At 74.1% G+C, this 16,381-nt stretch carries 14 protein-coding genes and 1 pseudogene; 8 read left to right on the top strand and 7 right to left on the bottom strand.

From position 1 onward, the window contains the following. A pseudogene (locus D1825_RS05215) lies at positions 1-175 on the bottom strand (transcription elongation factor GreA); the annotation flags it as partial. Between the two features lie 242 nt (positions 176-417). Continuing rightward, a complete protein-coding gene (locus D1825_RS05220; RefSeq protein WP_118766394.1) occupies positions 418-816 on the bottom strand; it encodes a DUF4307 domain-containing protein in 399 nt (132 codons plus the stop codon). Positions 817-952: 136 nt separating this feature from the next. On the opposite strand from D1825_RS05220, the gene mca reads away from it, so the two are divergent. From mca to D1825_RS05235, 3 genes are read left to right on the top strand one after another with little or no spacing between them, the layout of a single operon-like run. Continuing rightward, positions 953-1,807 carry a mycothiol conjugate amidase Mca gene (mca, locus tag D1825_RS05225; protein WP_118766406.1) on the top strand — a complete coding sequence of 285 codons (855 nt, stop codon included), beginning with the start codon at positions 953-955 and terminating at the stop codon, positions 1,805-1,807. Then, positions 1,807-2,139, top strand: a complete 333-nt coding sequence (locus D1825_RS05230) for a hypothetical protein (RefSeq protein WP_199721503.1) — start codon at positions 1,807-1,809, stop codon at positions 2,137-2,139. The genes mca and D1825_RS05230 overlap by 1 nt, the downstream gene beginning before the upstream one ends. After that, positions 2,136-2,957: a carbon-nitrogen hydrolase family protein gene (locus D1825_RS05235; RefSeq protein WP_118766395.1), complete on the top strand. Its 822-nt coding sequence runs from the start codon at positions 2,136-2,138 to the stop codon at positions 2,955-2,957. Before D1825_RS05230 ends, D1825_RS05235 begins: the two co-directional genes overlap by 4 nt. Positions 2,958-2,979: 22 nt before the next feature. Here D1825_RS05235 and trhA read toward each other — a convergent pair whose 3' ends face one another. Beyond that, complete coding sequence (gene trhA, locus D1825_RS05240) at positions 2,980-3,699, bottom strand: PAQR family membrane homeostasis protein TrhA (protein WP_118766396.1); 720 nt, start codon at positions 3,697-3,699, stop codon at positions 2,980-2,982. A gap of 142 nt (positions 3,700-3,841) precedes the next feature. Here trhA and D1825_RS05245 point away from each other — a divergent pair, with 142 nt between their 5' ends. The 3 genes from D1825_RS05245 to D1825_RS05255 all read left to right on the top strand — a co-directional run bounded on the left by D1825_RS05245 (position 3,842) and on the right by D1825_RS05255 (position 6,912). Further along, complete coding sequence (locus D1825_RS05245; protein ID WP_118766397.1) at positions 3,842-4,603, top strand: isoprenyl transferase; 762 nt, start codon at positions 3,842-3,844, stop codon at positions 4,601-4,603. 559 nt (positions 4,604-5,162) lie between these two features. After that, a complete protein-coding gene (locus tag D1825_RS05250; RefSeq protein ID WP_118766398.1) occupies positions 5,163-6,536 on the top strand; it encodes a PhoH family protein in 1,374 nt (457 codons plus the stop codon). Positions 6,537-6,636: 100 nt separating this feature from the next. Then, positions 6,637-6,912 (top strand): TM2 domain-containing protein, encoded by a 276-nt coding sequence (locus D1825_RS05255; RefSeq protein WP_118766399.1) that lies wholly within the window; start codon positions 6,637-6,639, stop codon positions 6,910-6,912. Between the two features lie 74 nt (positions 6,913-6,986). Here D1825_RS05255 and D1825_RS05260 read toward each other — a convergent pair whose 3' ends face one another. From D1825_RS05260 to D1825_RS05275, 4 genes are read right to left on the bottom strand one after another with little or no spacing between them, the layout of a single operon-like run. Then, positions 6,987-7,685, bottom strand: coding sequence for an ABC transporter ATP-binding protein (locus D1825_RS05260; protein ID WP_118766400.1), 699 nt, complete (start codon positions 7,683-7,685; stop codon positions 6,987-6,989). Next, positions 7,682-8,641: an ABC transporter ATP-binding protein gene (locus D1825_RS05265; RefSeq protein WP_118766401.1), complete on the bottom strand. Its 960-nt coding sequence runs from the start codon at positions 8,639-8,641 to the stop codon at positions 7,682-7,684. The genes D1825_RS05260 and D1825_RS05265 overlap by 4 nt, the downstream gene beginning before the upstream one ends. Positions 8,642-8,654: 13 nt before the next feature. After that, complete coding sequence (locus D1825_RS05270) at positions 8,655-11,438, bottom strand: FtsX-like permease family protein (RefSeq protein WP_118766402.1); 2,784 nt, start codon at positions 11,436-11,438, stop codon at positions 8,655-8,657. Continuing rightward, entirely contained in the window at positions 11,435-14,695 is a 3,261-nt protein-coding gene (locus D1825_RS05275; RefSeq protein WP_158580681.1) for an ABC transporter permease, read from the bottom strand. Before D1825_RS05275 ends, D1825_RS05270 begins: the two co-directional genes overlap by 4 nt. Positions 14,696-14,934: 239 nt before the next feature. Here D1825_RS05275 and D1825_RS05280 point away from each other — a divergent pair, with 239 nt between their 5' ends. Both D1825_RS05280 and D1825_RS05285 read left to right on the top strand, forming a co-directional pair. Further along, complete coding sequence (locus D1825_RS05280; RefSeq protein WP_118766404.1) at positions 14,935-15,603, top strand: PadR family transcriptional regulator; 669 nt, start codon at positions 14,935-14,937, stop codon at positions 15,601-15,603. Further along, a partial coding sequence (locus tag D1825_RS05285; protein WP_118766405.1) for an MFS transporter occupies positions 15,600-16,381 on the top strand: 782 nt, incomplete at its 3' end. The genes D1825_RS05280 and D1825_RS05285, both read left to right, overlap by 4 nt.

The following is a 16,381-nucleotide window of genomic DNA, read 5'->3' on the forward strand; positions in this document are numbered from 1 at the left end:
CCTCGCGGGCGGCGTGGTAGCCGCCGTTCTCCTTGAGGTCGCCCTCCTCGCGGGCGGCGGCGATACGGCCGGTGATCTCGGCGCGGCCCTCACCCTTGAGGTGGTCGAGCTCGGCGGTGAGTCGGTCGTAGGCCTCTTGCGTCAGCCAGGTGGCTGGTGCCGTCGTATCGGTCACGATCGCTCCTTTCCTTGCGTCTGGCCAGCCAGGTGGCCGGTCGTCATGGGCGCACGACCGCCGGTGCGGGCCACCACCAGGGCGTGCCCTCACCCGTCGTGAACTCGGGGTGCTGCGCCGTGCCTGTCGGTCGCGTCGACCGTGGGTGCCCGTGCGCTGGTGCGACCGGGCGGCGGCGTGCGAAACGACCACGATAGCAATCGGCCCGGATTCAGGCCCGGGAGATCGCCCGAACGAGGGAGTCAGCGCACGTGGCAGGTCTGCACGCCGCCGCTCACGGCGAGCTCCGCGGTAGGCACGGTGACCGTCACGCGCACGGTGTCCGTGTCCGCCGGGCCGACCTCGACGGTCCGCACCCCGACCTCGCCGAACGACTGGGACAGTGCACGCACGCGGCAGCTCGCGGTCTCGTCCTGGCCCTTGGTGACGTCGAACGTCACGTCCGTCGACGAGGCGTCCGTCACATCGAAGCCGACGTCCTTCCACTGCACGGGGTCCTCGAGCGCCGAGCCACCGACCCACACCACGACCGCCAGCACGAGCGCGGCGAGCGCGCCCCAGCCGACGAACCGCCAGGCGCGGCTCCGAGGGCGCACGGGTCCGTAGCGCCCCACGGGCGGGCGGACAGGGGTGTCGGTCACGAGATCCTCCGGGCTGCGGCGCACGACGGGTCCCCGTGTGCGCGATCATTGTCTCTCGCCCCACCCACACGCCCGCGCACACGAGGTGCGCTGCCACTGACGGGAGCTACACGTGAGCGGAGAGCGCCTGCGCCTCATGGCGGTGCACGCCCACCCCGACGACGAGTCGAGCAAGGGCGCGGCCACGACCGCGCGCTACGCCGCCGAGGGTGTCGACGTGCTCGTCGTCAGCTGCACCGGCGGTGAGCGCGGCGACGTGCTCAACCCGAGCTACGGCCCGCCGGAGGGTGGCCTCGAGGTCATCCGCGCGGTCCGCGAGCAGGAGATGGCCGCCGCGGCCGCCGCGCTGGGGGTGCGTCAGCACTGGCTCGGCTTCGTCGACTCCGGCCTGCCGGAGGGCGACCCGCTGCCGCCGCTGCCCGAGGGGTGCTTCGCGCTCGTGCCGCTCGAGGAGGCGTCCGCGCCGCTCGTCGAGCTGGTCCGCGAGTTCCGCCCGCACGTCATGACCACGTACGACCCGTCGGGCGGCTACCCCCACCCCGACCACATCATGTGCCACCGGGTCTCCGCCGAGGCCTACGCGGCAGCGGGGGACCCGGAGCGCTACGTCGGCCGCGGCGACCCCTGGACGCCGCTGAAGCTCTACTACAACCACGGCTTCTCGATGCGCCGCATGCGGGCCGTGCACGAGGCGATCCTCGAGGCGGGCCGCGAGTCGCCGTTCGGCGAGTGGATCGAGTCGCGCCAGGCGGCCGAGATCCCCGAGCGCGAGGTCACGACGCGGATCGAGTGCTCGGACTACTTCGACCAGCGCGATGCCGCCCTGCGCGCCCACGCGACCCAGATCGACCCGGACGGCTTCTTCTTCGCCGTTCCCCGCGCGGTCGAGGTCGCGCAGTGGTCGACCGAGGAGTACGAGCTCGCGGACTCGCGGGTGCCCACCGACCTGCCCGAGGACGACCTGTTCGCCGGGATCCGGGAGACCGTCTGATGCTGATCGCCGCCACGCCCTCGCCGTACCCGAGCCCGTCGGGCGTCGCGGTCACCGCCTCGCAGGGTGGCTCGCCCGGGTTCCTCGGGTTCGTCTTCACGTTCCTGCTGGCGATCGCGGTCGTGCTCCTGTTCCTCTCCCTGACCAAGCAGCTGCGCAAGGTCGACCGCCGCGCGAAGCAGGAGGGGCTGCTCGACGACCCGGACGCGGGCGCCGGCGGCATCGACGCCGGCGCGGCCGGGTCGGACCTCGAGGTCGACGCGGACACCCCGGTCGTGCGCGCGGACCGCGTGCCCGACGACGAGCCCGACGCGCCGCTGCCACCCCGATGACCCCGAGCCCGCCCGCGCGCCCCTCGGTCCGGGTCACCGTCGCGCAGCTGCAGGGATCGCCGGACCACGCCGCGAACCGGCAGGTCGTCTCGGACGCGTTCCGCACGGCCGAGCAGGTGCACGCCGACCTGGTGGTGTTCCCCGAGTACAGCTCGGGCTTCGACCCGCACGGCGTCGGGGTCGCGCACGCAGAGGCGCTCGACGGGCCGTTCGTCTCGCTGCTGCGGGAGCGGGCCGCGCAGACCGGTGTCGCCGCGATCGCCGGCACCACGCTGCCCGGCGAACCGGGCCGTGCCGTGAACGCGGTCGTCGGCATCGACGGCGCGGGCGAGCTCGTCGGCGTCTACCGCAAGGTGCACCTGTACGACGCGTTCGGCCACCGCGAGTCCGACCGGCTCGAGCCCGGACCGGTCGACGCGCCGCCGCTCGTGCTCGACGTCGCCGGCCTCCGGTTCGGCGTGATGACCTGCTACGACCTGCGCTTCCCCGAGTCGGCCCGCAGGCTCGTCGACGCGGGTGCGCAGGTGCTCGTCGTCCCCGCAGCCTGGGCCGAGGGCGAGCTCAAGGTCATGCACTGGCACACGCTCGCCGTGGCGCGCGCGATCGAGAACACCTCCGCGGTCGTCGCGGTCGGGATGGCGGGCCGGGGCGTGATCGGCCACTCGCTGGTCGTCGGGCCGGACGGCATGGTCGGGCTCGAGCTCGACGACGAGCCGGGGGTCCGCACGGTCGACGTCGACGGCGCGCTGCTGGGCGAGGTCCGCGAGCAGAACCCGAGCCTGTCCAACCGCCGATACTCGGTCACCCCCCGCCGCTGACGCGGCGGGTCGGGCCAGGCGGTCAGGCGGAGCGGTAGGAGGCGATCGAGACCGCGATGTAGTGGCACGTGAAGCCGACGACCGTCAGCGCGTGGAAGATCTCGTGGAAGCCGAACCAGCGCGGGCTCGGGTTCGGGCGCTTGGTGCCGTAGACGACCGCGCCGAGCGTGTAGGCCAGGCCGCCCCCGATGACGAGCCACATGATCGCCGGTCCGCCCGAGCGGTAGAACTGCGGGAGGAACGCGACCGCGACCCAGCCGAGCGCGACGTAGACCGGCACGTAGACCCAGCGCGGCGCGCCGAGCCAGAAGACGCGCGCGAGCAGCCCGACGAGGGCGCCCGACCACACGATCACGAGCAGGATCTCCGCGGTGTGCTGGGGCAGCAGGAGGACCGCGAGCGGCGTGTAGGTGCCCGCGATGATGAGGAAGATGTTGGTGTGGTCGAGCCGCCGCAGCACGCCGGCCACGCGCGGCGACCAGCGCCCGCGGTGGTAGATCGCCGAGGTGCCGAACAGCATCACGGCCGAGAGCCCGAAGACCGCGGTCGACCACTTGGCGGCGGGGGTGGGCGACAGCACGACGAGGACGATCGACGCCGCCAGCACGAACGGCGCGACGCCCGCGTGGATCCAGCCGCGCAGGTGGGGCTTGACCGTCTCGACGACGCGCTCGACCGCTCCCTGCTCGTGGTCCGGGGGGCCGGCTGCGGCGGGCCCGTCGGGCGCTGCGGTCGTGCTCATGGGTCCGGGGTCTCGATTCGTCGGGAGGGCTAACCTACGATCCCGTAGGTTACGGCACCGTAGGTAGGGGTGTCGAACCACGGCAGCCCCCACGCTAGTAACGTGAGCGCGTCCCGTCCGCCCATCCGCGCAAGGAGGTCGCGTGCGGCTGCCCCACCCCCTGTATCGGCTGTACGAGCGGCGCCTGGCCGCCTCGCTGCCGGCGGACCGCCTCCCGCGGCACATCGGCGTGATCGTCGACGGCAACCGCCGCTGGGCGCGCAGCCTCGGTGAGTCGACCGCGCACGGCCACCGCGCCGGTGCGGACAAGATCGGCGACCTGCTCGAGTGGAGCGAGGACATCGGCGTCGAGGTCGTGACGCTGTGGATGCTCTCGACCGACAACCTCGAGCGGGCGTCCGACGAGCTCGAGCCGCTGCTGGCGATCATCGAGGACGTCGTCGGCGAGCTGGCCTCGACCGGGCGCTGGCGCCTGCAGGCCGTCGGCGCGCTCGACATGCTGCCCGAGCACACCGCCAAGGCGCTCCGGACGGCCCAGGACGCGACGGCCGGGGTGCGCGGCGTGCACGTCAACGTGGCGGTCGGGTACGGCGGGCGGCGCGAGATCGCCGACGCCGTGCGTGCGTACCTGAGGGCCGGCGCCGCGGCGGGGGAGAGCCTCGACGAGCTGGCCGAGGCGTTCGACGTCGAGCACATCGCCGAGCACCTCTACACCAAGGGCCAGCCGGATCCGGACCTGGTGATCCGCACCTCGGGGGAGCAGCGGCTCGGCGGGTTCCTGCTGTGGCAGAGCGCGCACTCGGAGTTCTACTTCTGCGAGGCCTACTGGCCCGACTTCCGCCGCGTCGACTTCCTGCGCGCGATGCGCGCCTACGCCGCCCGCGAACGGCGCCTCGGCCGCTGACGGCCCGCCGCTGACGCCCCGCCCGCCAACGTCGCGGGTGAACGCGTGGGTGTGCGGCACGCCGCGCCGCACCCGGCGTGTCGCACACCCGCGCGCACACCGGGGCGAGCCGCTCCCAGCCGTGGACGCAGGTCTCGTTGAACCGCGCGCGACGCTGAGCAGCACAGATGCTGCAACGATCCCTGCAACGATCCCTGCAACGATCCCTGCAGCGACCGGAGCGGCGACGGGAGCAGCGATCGGGAGGGTGGCCGACGAGCCGCGCAACCGCCCCGAGACGGCGCGCGGCGGGCAGGTGAACTCGGTGTAACGCGTGCGCGTGTCGCGCTGGACACGGGTCGGCGCGGGGCTAGTTTCCGATCAGAGGACGACACCCCGCCGTCCCCGGGAGGCCTTGCCCATGGAGCAGATGCTCCGGGAGGAGGGTCGACCCCGGCCCACCTCGAGTGGACCAGGTCGCCCCCACCCCGTCGCCGATCACCGGCACGTGGACCCGCACGCGCGGGCCGCCGGTGCGAGGCGCCTTCTGCGGCGCACGTAGCGCCGGAGGGAGCAGGCCGTGGTCAGCAGCGCAACGCAGCACGTCGAGGTCGCCCGCGTCACCGAGGGTCGCCGGACGCACGTGCTCGATACATCGGTCCTGCTGTCCGACCCGAAGGCCATCGGCCGGTTCGCGGAGCACGACGTGGTCCTGCCGGTCGTCGTCATCACGGAGCTCGAGGCCAAGCGCCACCACGCGGAGCTCGGCTACTTCGCCCGCTCGGCCCTGCGGATGCTCGACGACCTGCGCATCGAGCACGGTCGCCTGGACGCCCCCATCACCATCACGCCCGAGGGCGGCTCGCTGCGGGTCGAGCTCAACCACACCGACCCGACGGTCCTGCCCGCCGGCTTCCGGCTGGGCGACAACGACACCCGCATCCTCGCGGTCGCAGCGAACCTCGCCGCCGAGGGTCTCGACGTCACGGTCGTCTCCAAGGACCTGCCGATGCGCGTCAAGGCGTCCGCCGTGGGCCTGCGCGCGGAGGAGTACCGAGCCGAGCTCGCGATCGACTCCGGCTGGACGGGCATGGACGCGCTCGACCTGTCCGAGCAGCAGATGGCCGACCTGTGGGAGAACGAGAGCGTCGCGCTCGCGGACGTCGCGGCCGGGACCGCGACGTTCGGCACGACGACCCCGCAGGACCTGCCCTGCCACACCGGACTCGTGCTGCACAGCCCCCGCGGCTCGGCGCTGGGCCGCGTGACGGCCGACAAGCACGTGCAGCTCGTGCGCGGCGACCAGGACGTGTTCGGTCTGCACGGGCGGTCCGCGGAGCAGCGCATCGCGATCGACATGCTGCTGGACGAGGAGATCGGCATCGTCTCGCTCGGTGGCCGTGCCGGTACGGGCAAGTCGGCGCTCGCCCTGTGCGCAGGCCTCGAGGCCGTGCTCGAGCGCCGCCAGCACCGCAAGGTCATGGTCTTCCGCCCGCTCTACGCGGTCGGCGGTCAGGACCTCGGCTACCTGCCCGGCAGCGAGTCCGAGAAGATGAACCCGTGGGCCCAGGCAGTCTTCGACACCCTCGGCGCGATCGTCAGCAAGGAGGTCGTCGAGGAGATCATCGACCGCGACATCCTCGAGGTGCTCCCGCTGACCCACATCCGCGGCCGCTCGCTGCACGACGCGTACGTGATCGTCGACGAGGCCCAGTCGCTCGAGCGCAACGTGCTGCTCACGGTGCTGTCGCGCATCGGTCAGTCGTCGCGCGTGGTGCTCACGCACGACGTCGCGCAGCGCGACAACCTGCGCGTCGGTCGGCACGACGGCATCGCCGCGGTGATCGAGGCGCTCAAGGGCCACCCGCTGTTCGGCCACATCACGCTGACCCGCTCGGAGCGCTCGCCGGTCGCCGCGCTGGTCACCGAGCTGCTCGAGGGCATCGAGGCCTGAGACTCACCCGCAGAACCCGGGACGCGCGCCGGGCCGAGCCATTATTCTCGGCGCGCGTCACCGTGGCCGTCGGCCCGCGCACCCCGCCTGGAGGAACGACATGTCCTACCCCGACCCGGTCCCGCAGTCCGTGCCGCAGAACCAGCCCTGGACGGGCGACGAGGTCAGCCCCCGGACCCTGCTCCCCGCGGTCCTGCTGTGCTTCTTCCTCGGCACCCTCGGGATCCACCGCTTCTACGTCGGCAAGATCGGCACCGGCGTGCTGATGATCCTCACCCTCGGCGGCCTCGGCCTCTGGACGCTCATCGACTTCGTCGTGCTGCTCGTCGGCTCGTTCAAGGACAAGGAAGGCCGCTACCTCAAGCAGTGGACCTGAGCCTGACCCCGCAGTGACCGGAAGGGGGAGCCGACGACCGGCGCCCCCTTCTGCGTGTCCGGGTGCGCCCAGCGTCAGGCGTCGACCAGGCGGCCGTCCGCGAGGCGGACCACACGGTCGGCGAGCGACATCATCAGCGGGTCGTGGGTCGAGACGATCGCGGTCATCCCCTCGGCCTCGACGACGGCCCGCAGCAGCGCCATGACGGCCGTACCGGTCTCGGTGTCGAGCTGGCCGGTGGGCTCGTCGGCCACCAGGAGGCGGGGCGAGCTCGCCAGCGCGCGCGCGATCGCGACGCGCTGCTGCTGGCCGCCGGACATCTCCGCGGGCCGCTGCAGCTCGTGGCCGCCGAGCCCGACGAGGTCGAGCAGCAGCTGCACGCGCGCCTCGCGGTCCGGGGTCGGCATGCGCCGCAGCCGCAGCGGCACGCCCACGTTCTCCGCGGCCGAGAGCACGGGCACGAGCCCGAAGGTCTGGAACACGAACGAGACGACGTCGCGCCGCAGCTCGACCAGGCCGGCCTCGTCGAGCGAGGACACCTCGCGCCCGTCGACGACCACGCGGCCCTCGTCGGGCCGGTCGAGGCCGCCGATGCAGTTGAGCAGCGTCGTCTTGCCGGAACCCGAGCGCCCGACGAGCGCGACGAGCTCACCGGGCGCGATCGTGAACGACACGTCCTGCACCGCGTGGACGGCGGCTGCGCCGTGCCCGTAGACGCGGCTGACGCGCTCGACGCGCACGGCGGCCTCGACGGTGGTGGTGGTGGCGGTCATGCCTGCTCCTCGGCGCTGCGGTGCCGGCCCCGGGGCTTCTCCGGCCTGATCGTCACGTGGGACTCCTCGAGCGCCAGCCGCACGCGCCCGACGAGGTCGAGCGCCTCGCGGAACTCCCGGGGCAGCTGCACGCGCCCGGCGCGGTCGAGCACCGCGAGCTCCTCGGCGATGACGTGCTCGGTGCCGTCGTCCTGGATGTGCGTGCGCCGCACGGTCTCGGACGACGTGCGCCCGTCGCGGATCGCGATCGTGCGCTGCACGTGCTCGGAGACGCCGGGGTCGTGCGTGACGATGACGACTGTGGTGCCGAGCTCGCGGTTGACCGTGCGCAGGCTCTCGAGCACGTCGTGCGACGTCGCGGTGTCGAGCTCGCCGGTGGGCTCGTCGGCGAACAGGACCTGGGGTGAGTTGGCGAGGCCGACGGCGATCGCGACGCGCTGCTGCTCGCCGCCGGACATCTCGCCGGGCCGGCGGTCCGCGCAGTACGCGATCCCCAGGACCCCGAGCAGCTCGTCCGTGCGCTGCGCCCGTTCGCGCGCGGGGACACCCGCGAGCATGAGCGGGAACGCCACGTTCTCGGCGGCCGTGAGGTAGGGCACGAGGTTGCGGGCCGTCTGCTGCCAGACGAAGCCGACCATCGAGCGCCGGTACTCGACGCGCTGCCGGGCCGTCATCGCCATGAGGTCCCACTCGCCGACGCGCACGCGGCCCGCGGTCGGCACGTCGAGGCCGGACAGGACCGACAGGAGCGTGGACTTGCCCGAACCGGAGGCGCCGACGATGGCCACGAGCTCGCCGTGCTCGACGAGCAGGTCGAGGCCCTGCAGCGCCTGCACCTCGACGCCCTCGGACTGGTAGATGCGCACCAGCGAGTCGCACACGATCAGCGCGTGCTCGCCGAAGTCGCCGGTGCGCGCGCGGGCGCGCTCCTCGAGCGAACCGAGCGTCGTCGTCATCTGGTCGTCTCCTTCATCGTTCGCCCACTCGCAGGACCTCGCCCAGCTTGTCGCGGCGCCGCACCGCGGACTCCACCAGCACCGTCACGACGAGCGCGACCGCGACGACCGCGACCGCGCCGAGCACCGGCCACCACCCGACCCGGAGCGCGGGCGGGCCGAAGCCGCCGGTCGCGAGCTCGAGCCCGAGCGCCCCCGACGTGAGCCAGGGGATGAGGATGCCGATCGCCGTGCCGCCGACGACCGCCGCGACCGCGACGGGCAGCAGCTCGGCGAAGGTCAGCGCCGACGCGGTGCGCCCGTCGAGCCCCAGGGTGCGCAGCGCGGACAGGGCCCTGCCGCGCTCGCGGGAGGTCGCGGCGACCATGAGCACGAGCGCGAGGGCGGCGTACGCGGCGAGTGCGATCGACGCGCCGAGCAGCAGGACCACCAGGTCGCGGTTGAGGGGCGAGTCGCGCCACTGGTCGAGCCAGTCGTCCCGGGAGGTCACCGTGACCCCGGCGCGGTCGTCGAGGCTCGCCGCTGCGGCGATCGCTCCCGGGCCGTCGACGAGGATCGTCGTCGGATCGGTCGCGGCTCCCTGGGCTGCCTCGTACGTGGCCCGGTCGACCAGGACGCGACCGTCGACCGGCGCCCCGGAGCCGTCGGACTGCACCCGCGGCGCGTCGCCTGCGGTGCCGACGACGTCGAGCGCGAGCGTGCCGCCGTTGGTGAGGAGCTCGGGCGTGACCAGCGACGTGGCCTGCTCGATCGACGCGCTGACCAGCGCCGGCGGGTTCGTGGGGTCCCCCGAGGTCAGGAGCGCGAGGTCGTCGCCGGTGCGGCCGTGCGCCTGCTCGATGTCGGCCAGCGCGTCGGCGTCCACGAGGACGACGTCCGCGGTCGTCCCCGAGTTGGTCCCGAGCGACCGTGCGCCGAGCACCGCGATGCCCGCCACGGCGGTGACGCCGGGCCGGTCGCGCAGCTCGTCGACGTCCTGGCTGCGCAGGGCGCCCTCGATGCGGACGTCGGCGCCCACCCGCGCGTCCGCGGCGACGCGCTGCCCGGCGTCGACGGTCAGCACGGTCGTGCCGCAGAACACGACGAGCCCGACGGCGACCGTCAGGGTCAGCAGGGGCAGCGCGGTCCCGGACGCGGCGCTCGCCCGTGCGGTCGCCACCACGGCGACCAGGCCGCGTCCGCGACGGGCCCGTGCGCTCATCGCCCGCAGCACTGGGGGGAGGAGCCGGGCGACGAGCAGCGTCGCGGCGGCTGCCACGAGGAGGGGCGTCGCCGCGAGGAGGAGGTCCACGTCGCCGGTCGTCGTCTGGGCCAGCCCTCGGCGGCGGACCGAGACGACGGCTCCGACGGCGATCGCGACGACGGTGGCCTCGGCGACGATCCGGCGGACCCGCCGCCGGGACGCCAGGCGCTCGCGGTCGGCGCGGTTGGCCGGCGTGCGGCGCCCGGCGTAGGCGGTGCGCACCTGCAGCGCCGCGACGACGGCCGGCGCGAGCCCCGCGACGAGGACGAGCGCGGCGGCCGCCGACCACGAGCTGCCGCCGGCGGGCAGGACGATCCCCGCGACGAGCACGCCGGCCGCGCCGGCGAGCAGTGCGAGGGGCACGGACTCCAGCAGGCCGCGGACCACGACCGAGGCCAGCGACGCTCCCCGCGCGCGCTCGGCGAGCAGGAACGGGGCACGGCGCGAGACGAGCAGCTGCGCGGCGAGCACGAGCACGAGGGCGCCCACGCCGCTGAGCCCGAGCACGAGCACCGACTGCTGGGCACGTGCCGCCGCGAGCCGGCCGCCCACCGCGTCCAGGACGTCACCCAGCGAGGTCGAGACCATGACAGAGCCGCCCGCGGCGTGGCTGAGGGTCGTCGGGTCCGCCCGGACCTGGGTCACCGTGCGGCTCACGGTGCCGCTGCTGGCTGCATCGACGAGCGCGGGGTCGACCGCGTAACGGAACTGCTGGGTCAGCGCGCGGGCGGCGACCACGAGCTTGAGGTCCGGCAGGGACTCGGCCGTCACGAGGAGCGCGGCGTGCCCTTCCTGGGCGGCTCCGCGCGGCGCGTCTTGCGCGGCGAGCAGGTCCGTGAACCCGGTCCACACCGGGTCCGTGGGGTCCGCGACGCGGTAGAGCCCGGTGACGACCACGTCGACCGGCCCGAAGGTGGTCAGCGACAGCTTCGCGTGATCGCCCGCCTCGACCCCCAGCCGGCTCGCCGCGTCCGCCTGCATGCCGACCTGGAGCTCGTGGGTCGGCGGCGTGGGGTCCTCCGGGTCGGTCTCGGGCAGAGCTGCGGGGGCCGGAGCGACGCCGTCGACCCAGGTCACCAGGCCGGACTGGCGCGAGACGTCGGGGTCGCCGACGTAGGTGAGCCGGGTGGTGACCGCCGTCCCCCCGACGCGACCGCGCACGACGGGCGTCGTGACCGACACCGTGCCCACGTCGGTGAGGGCGCGCAGCGGCCCGGGCAGAGCAGCCTGGACGTTCGCGGCGTCCGCCCGCAGCTGCGTCGACTGGTTCGGGTCGCGCGTCGAGATCCGGTTGCCGAAGCCGACCCCCGACGCGGTGCCGACGCGCGCGACGAGGTCGGCCGCGGTGCCGGCGTCGGCCACGGCGCCCTGCACGGCCTCGTCGGCCGCGCGGGCCACGATCCGGGGGATGACGAGCGCGAGCGCGACGGTCGCCGCCAGGATGATCGCGGTCAGCGCCAGGAGGCCGGAGTCGGCGACGCCTCGCCGGCGGGTGACGAGCGCGGCGCCGGACGTCGCGGCGCGGACGCCGAGCCGGACGGTGGTCGTCGTCATTGCTCGTCCCCCAGACGCAGGAGCTGGCCAGACGCGCGCTTGAGGAGCGTGCCGGTGGTGAGCGCGACCACGAGGGTGACGAGTCCGACGAGGATGCCCAGCAGCGCGAGCTGGGCGGACCAGTCCCACTGGACGACGACGCCCGGCACCGGAGCCGCACCCGAGGCCGACGTCGTGATGAGCGGCGCGACAACCTGCGCGAGGAGCGCACCGAGGGCCATCCCGGCGGCGACCCCGACGAGCCCGAGGACCGCGTGCTCGGATAGCACGGATCGGACGAGGCCACCGCGCGGTGCCCCGAGCGCCTGCAGCCGGGCGAACTCGAGGCGACGGTTGCGGACGGTCACCGCGGCGCTCATGCCGAGGCCGCTCACGGACAGCGCAAGGGCCGCAGTGACCAGCATCCACAGCGCGGCCTGCACTCCGACGTGGAGCGGGCCGTCCGTCGCCTCGGCGCGCTCGGTGGCGCGGACCACCGTCGACATCCCCGCGGACCGCTCGAGGTCGGAGGCCAGGCCGGGTGCCGCGTCGTCGGACGCCGCCAACCACCACTCGTCGGCCAGCGCTCCTGGGGAGCCCGCGACCAGCACGGCGCGCCCGAGCAGGTCCTCGTCGACGAGCACTCCCCGCCCGTGCGGCGCACCGGGCAGGTACGGCACGGTGCCGCGGACGACGGCCGGGACGCTCGCTCCGGCGACGTCGAGCTGGATCGGGTCCCCGACGCCCGCGCCGAGGGTGTCGAGCACGTCCGGCGTCACGAGCACGGCGATCTGAGCGGCGCCGGACGACGGATCGGGGAAGGTGGTGGCGGTGAGCTCGGTGGTCGTCTCGAAGCTCGTGACCGTCGGCAGGTCGCCCGAGACCCTGAGCCGGTCTGCGCGTGCCGAGACCTCGGCGCCGGAGGCGTGCGACTCCCACGCGGCACCCGCGAAGCTCACGGCCTCGACGTCCGCACCGTCGAGATCGGCGCTCGCCGCCGACGTCACGCGCAGGTGCGTCAGGTCCAGGGTCACCGGGGCGGGCGTGGGCAGCGCGCTGCCGCTCGCGGGCACGGCCCGGGCCACGAGGCCGACCAGCTGGAGACCGTCCGACTCGGCCCCCAGGGGCAGCACCACGTCGGTCCGCGCTCTGCCGAGGAGGAGTGACGGGAGGGCGAGCGAGGTCCGCGCTCCGGCGCGGTCCTGCACGACCAGCCAGGACACCACGGTCGCGGCCGTCTCCGGTGCGGAGGAGTGGGTCTGCAGGTCGAGGACGAGGAACCGCGGCGAGCCGGGGAGTGCGACGCCGGTCGCGGGAGCGCTCGGGCCCATGCCGGCGGTGAGGTCGCCCCACCCCGGCGCGACCCGGCCGCGGAGGAGCTCGTCGGCGCGCGTGGTGTCGACCGCGAGCAGCGTTGCCGGGACGCCTCCGGACGAGTTCCCGGGCCCGGTGGCGACCCCGACCGTGGAGTCGCGGATCGTGACGGGCGCCGCGTGGCCCGTGCCGGGCACGGCGGCGAGCTGGGCACCCGCCTCGAGAGGCGTCCCGAGCGCCGGCGTGGCGCGCAGGTCGGTCCCGACCGCCAGGTCGGCCTGGTCCTGCTGCGAGGAGCGCCAGGTCTGCAGGAACGACGTGGAGAAGGCCGCGACGCCGACGGTCAGTGCGACGAGCAGCACGGCCGACGAGGCGCGCGCAGGCCGTCGCGCTAGCTCCCACACCGCCAGGGGGGACACCCATGCGCGGCTCCGGCTGGCGGCTCGCTCGCCCAGGTGGGCGACCACCGGCATGCAGCGCAGCGCGAGGACGGCACCCGCCAGGAGCACGAGCGCCGGGGCCAGGACGAGCACCGGGTCGACCGAGCTGAGCCCGGCGCCCGCGCCGCTCGGTGCGCCCTGGTAGGAGCTGAGCTGCCACAGGGCGATGCCGGCGACGAGCACGAGGGCGATGTCGGCACCCGACCGGGCGGCCGACCCGCCGCGCTCGCTGCGGCCGCTGCGTCGCTCGCCACGCCGCAGGAGCGGGATGACGAGCACGCCGACGAGGACGAGGGCCGACACCCCGCACGCGGCCCACAGCAGGAGCGGGCGCCCCGGGTCGACGTCGAGCCCGCCGCGCTCCAGCACGGGGATCCTCACGATCGCCCGGTAGGTCAGCTCGGCGAGGAAGGGCGAGGCCACGGCGGTGATGACCGCGAGCCCGGTCGCCTCGAGCAGGGCCAGCCGCACGACCTGGCGGCGCGACGCCCCGCGCGAGGCCATGAGCTCCTGCTCGGCGAGGCGCCGGTCCGACAGCATGCGCGCCGCGAGCATCAGGACGGTCACCGCGAGCGTGGCCAGCAGGAGTGCGACGACCACGAGCGTCACCCGGGTGACTTGCAGGTCACCCGCGGCGGCGTCGATGGTGGAGCCGAGGGGCGAGGCCACCAGCGCGCTGACCCCGGTGGGGATCGCAGCGGCGAGCGTCGCCTGGCTCGCGTCGAGCCGGCCGCGCAGGTCGTCGATCGCGCCCGTCGGGGCGTCGGCCAGCGTCGGCCGGGCGACGAGGTGCGCGACTCCCAGCGCCACGGTGCCGTCGGTCAGGACCGTGGGGTCGCCGACGACGAGCGGTCCCCACGCTCGCGTCGTGAGGAACCCGGCGCCGAGCACCGGGTAGGCCTCGTCGTGCTCGCTGCCGTCGAGCACGTCGCGGCTCCAGGTCTGCGGTGCACCGGTGAGTCGGTAGGTCCCGGTCACGACGGCGCGTACCGGGTCGAGCGTGCTCGTCTGCTGGAGGCGGACGACGCTGCCGACCGTCCACCCGTACGCGTCGGCCGCCACCTGCGGCACGGCCACCGGCACGCGACCGGCCGCATCCACGCCGGAGGTCGGGAAGGCGCCCGAGACGAGCGTGCTGCTCTGCGCGTATTGGGCGTTGGCCGCGAAGTACGTGTAGGGGGCCCGAGCGTCCGCGGTCCCCTCGATCGTGTACAGCGACGACGCGAGCCACGCGTCGCGGTCCGAGGGCAGGCCGCCCAGCAGGTCGTCGAGGAAGGCGTCGGCCGGGGGGAGCGCCCCCGCGACGTCGGCGGCGGACCCGGACGAGACCGTCACGTCGATCTCGCGCGAGCCGGGCGCGCTCTGCTCCATCGCGACGGCGAGCATGCGGTTCTCGCTCGCGGCCAGCAGCAGGGCGAAGGTCCCGAGGAGCGTCGCACCCACGACCGTGACCGCGAGGACGACGAGCAGCAGGGACTGCTGAGAGCGGGCGCGGTGCAGCAGCAGAGCCCTGTTGCTGACCATGCACAACCCCCTTCTGACGTCGTCGTCAGCCCGCCTGTTCCCAGGACCGCGGTGCCGCCGCCGATCGTAGGCAGATCGGCCGGCCGCGTGGGAGCGATTCCACATCTCGATCCGGCAACGGTCCTGGGGTGGTGGGCGTCACGGTCCCCTGCCTTGACTTCCGCTTGCTCCGGGCGCAATATTCCAGTCGGAATAAGTGAACCGACGGTCGTGTCGGTGCCTGGACGGAGGATGCGGGGATGGCGACGCGAGAGCTCTCAGCGGTGGCGGTGCTGCTGCTCGCGCTCCTGCACGAGCAGCCCATGCACCCGTACCAGCTGCACCAGGCGCTCGTGGAACGCGGTGACACGCGGCTCGTCCGCGTGAACGCGGGTGCCGTCTACCACGGCATCGAGCGGCTCGAGCAGGGCGGCCTGGTCGAGGTCGTCGGCACCGACCGCGACGGTCGGCGCCCCGAGCGCACCACCTACCGGCTGACCGACGCCGGGCGCGCGGCGTTCGCCGTCCGGTTGCGCAGCCTGCTGGGTGACGAGCACCCGCCGTACCCGTTGTTCTCCGTGGGGCTGGCCGAGGCCGACGAGCTCCCCGCCGCGGACGTCGCCTACGAGCTGCGCCGCCGACGTGAGCGCGAGGAGACGCGTCGTGCCGAGCTCACGGCCCGCCACGCGTTCGCCCGCGCGAACGGCCTGCCCCGCCGGTACGCGCTCGACGTCGAGCGTGACGTCGCGCTGATGGCCACCGAGATCGCGTGGCTCGACACGACGATCGGCGAGCTCGAGCGTGGCGAGCTCGACTGGGACAGCCCCTTCCCCGCCGACTACAAGGCCCGCAAGGCCGCCGCCCGGTCAGAGGCGGCAGCCGACCAGCACCACACCTCCAGCACCACCGAACCGAAGGACACCCCATGACCACCGACCAGCGTCCACCGCTCGTCGACCTCGGCGGGCGCAGCCCGTGGAGCATCATCCCGGCGCTCTGCCTCGGGTTCTTCATGATCATGCTCGACACCACGATCGTGAACATCGCCGTCCCCACCCTGGTCACCGAGCTGGACGCGAGCCTCACCGCGGTGGGCTGGGTCAACAGCGCCTACCTGCTGTCGTTCGCCGTCCTGCTGCTCGTCACCGGTCGCCTCGGCGACCGGTTCGGCCCGCGCCCGATGTTCGTGGCCGGCCTGATCGTCTTCACGCTGACGTCGCTCGCGTGCGGCCTCGCGCCGAACATCGGCGTGCTGATCGCCGCCCGCGCGCTGCAGGGCATCGGCGCCGCGCTCATGACGCCGCAGACCATGTCGATGATCACGCGCGTCTTCCCCGCCGCGAAGCGTGGCGCGGCGATGGGCGTCTGGGGCGCCACCGCGGGTGTCGCCACGATCGCGGGGCCCGTGCTCGGCGGCGCGCTCGTCGAGTCGTGGGGCTGGGAGTGGATCTTCTTCGTCAACATCCCGATCGGCATCGTCGCGCTCTACCTGGCGGTCACCAAGCTGCCGACCCTGCCCACGGCCGCCCGCACGTTCGACATCGTCGGCGTCGTGCTGTCGATCGTCGGCATGTTCCTGCTGGTCTTCGGCCTGCAGGAGGGTGAGACGTACGACTGGGGCCAGGTCGTCGGCCCGATCGGCATCTGGGAGATCGTGGGCGCGGGCGTGCTCGTGCTCGTCGCGTTCGTGCTGTGGCAGCGCCACCT

Origin of the sequence: Cellulomonas rhizosphaerae (assembly GCF_003470205.1) — a bacterium.
GTDB classification, from domain to species: domain Bacteria; phylum Actinomycetota; class Actinomycetes; order Actinomycetales; family Cellulomonadaceae; genus Cellulomonas; species Cellulomonas rhizosphaerae.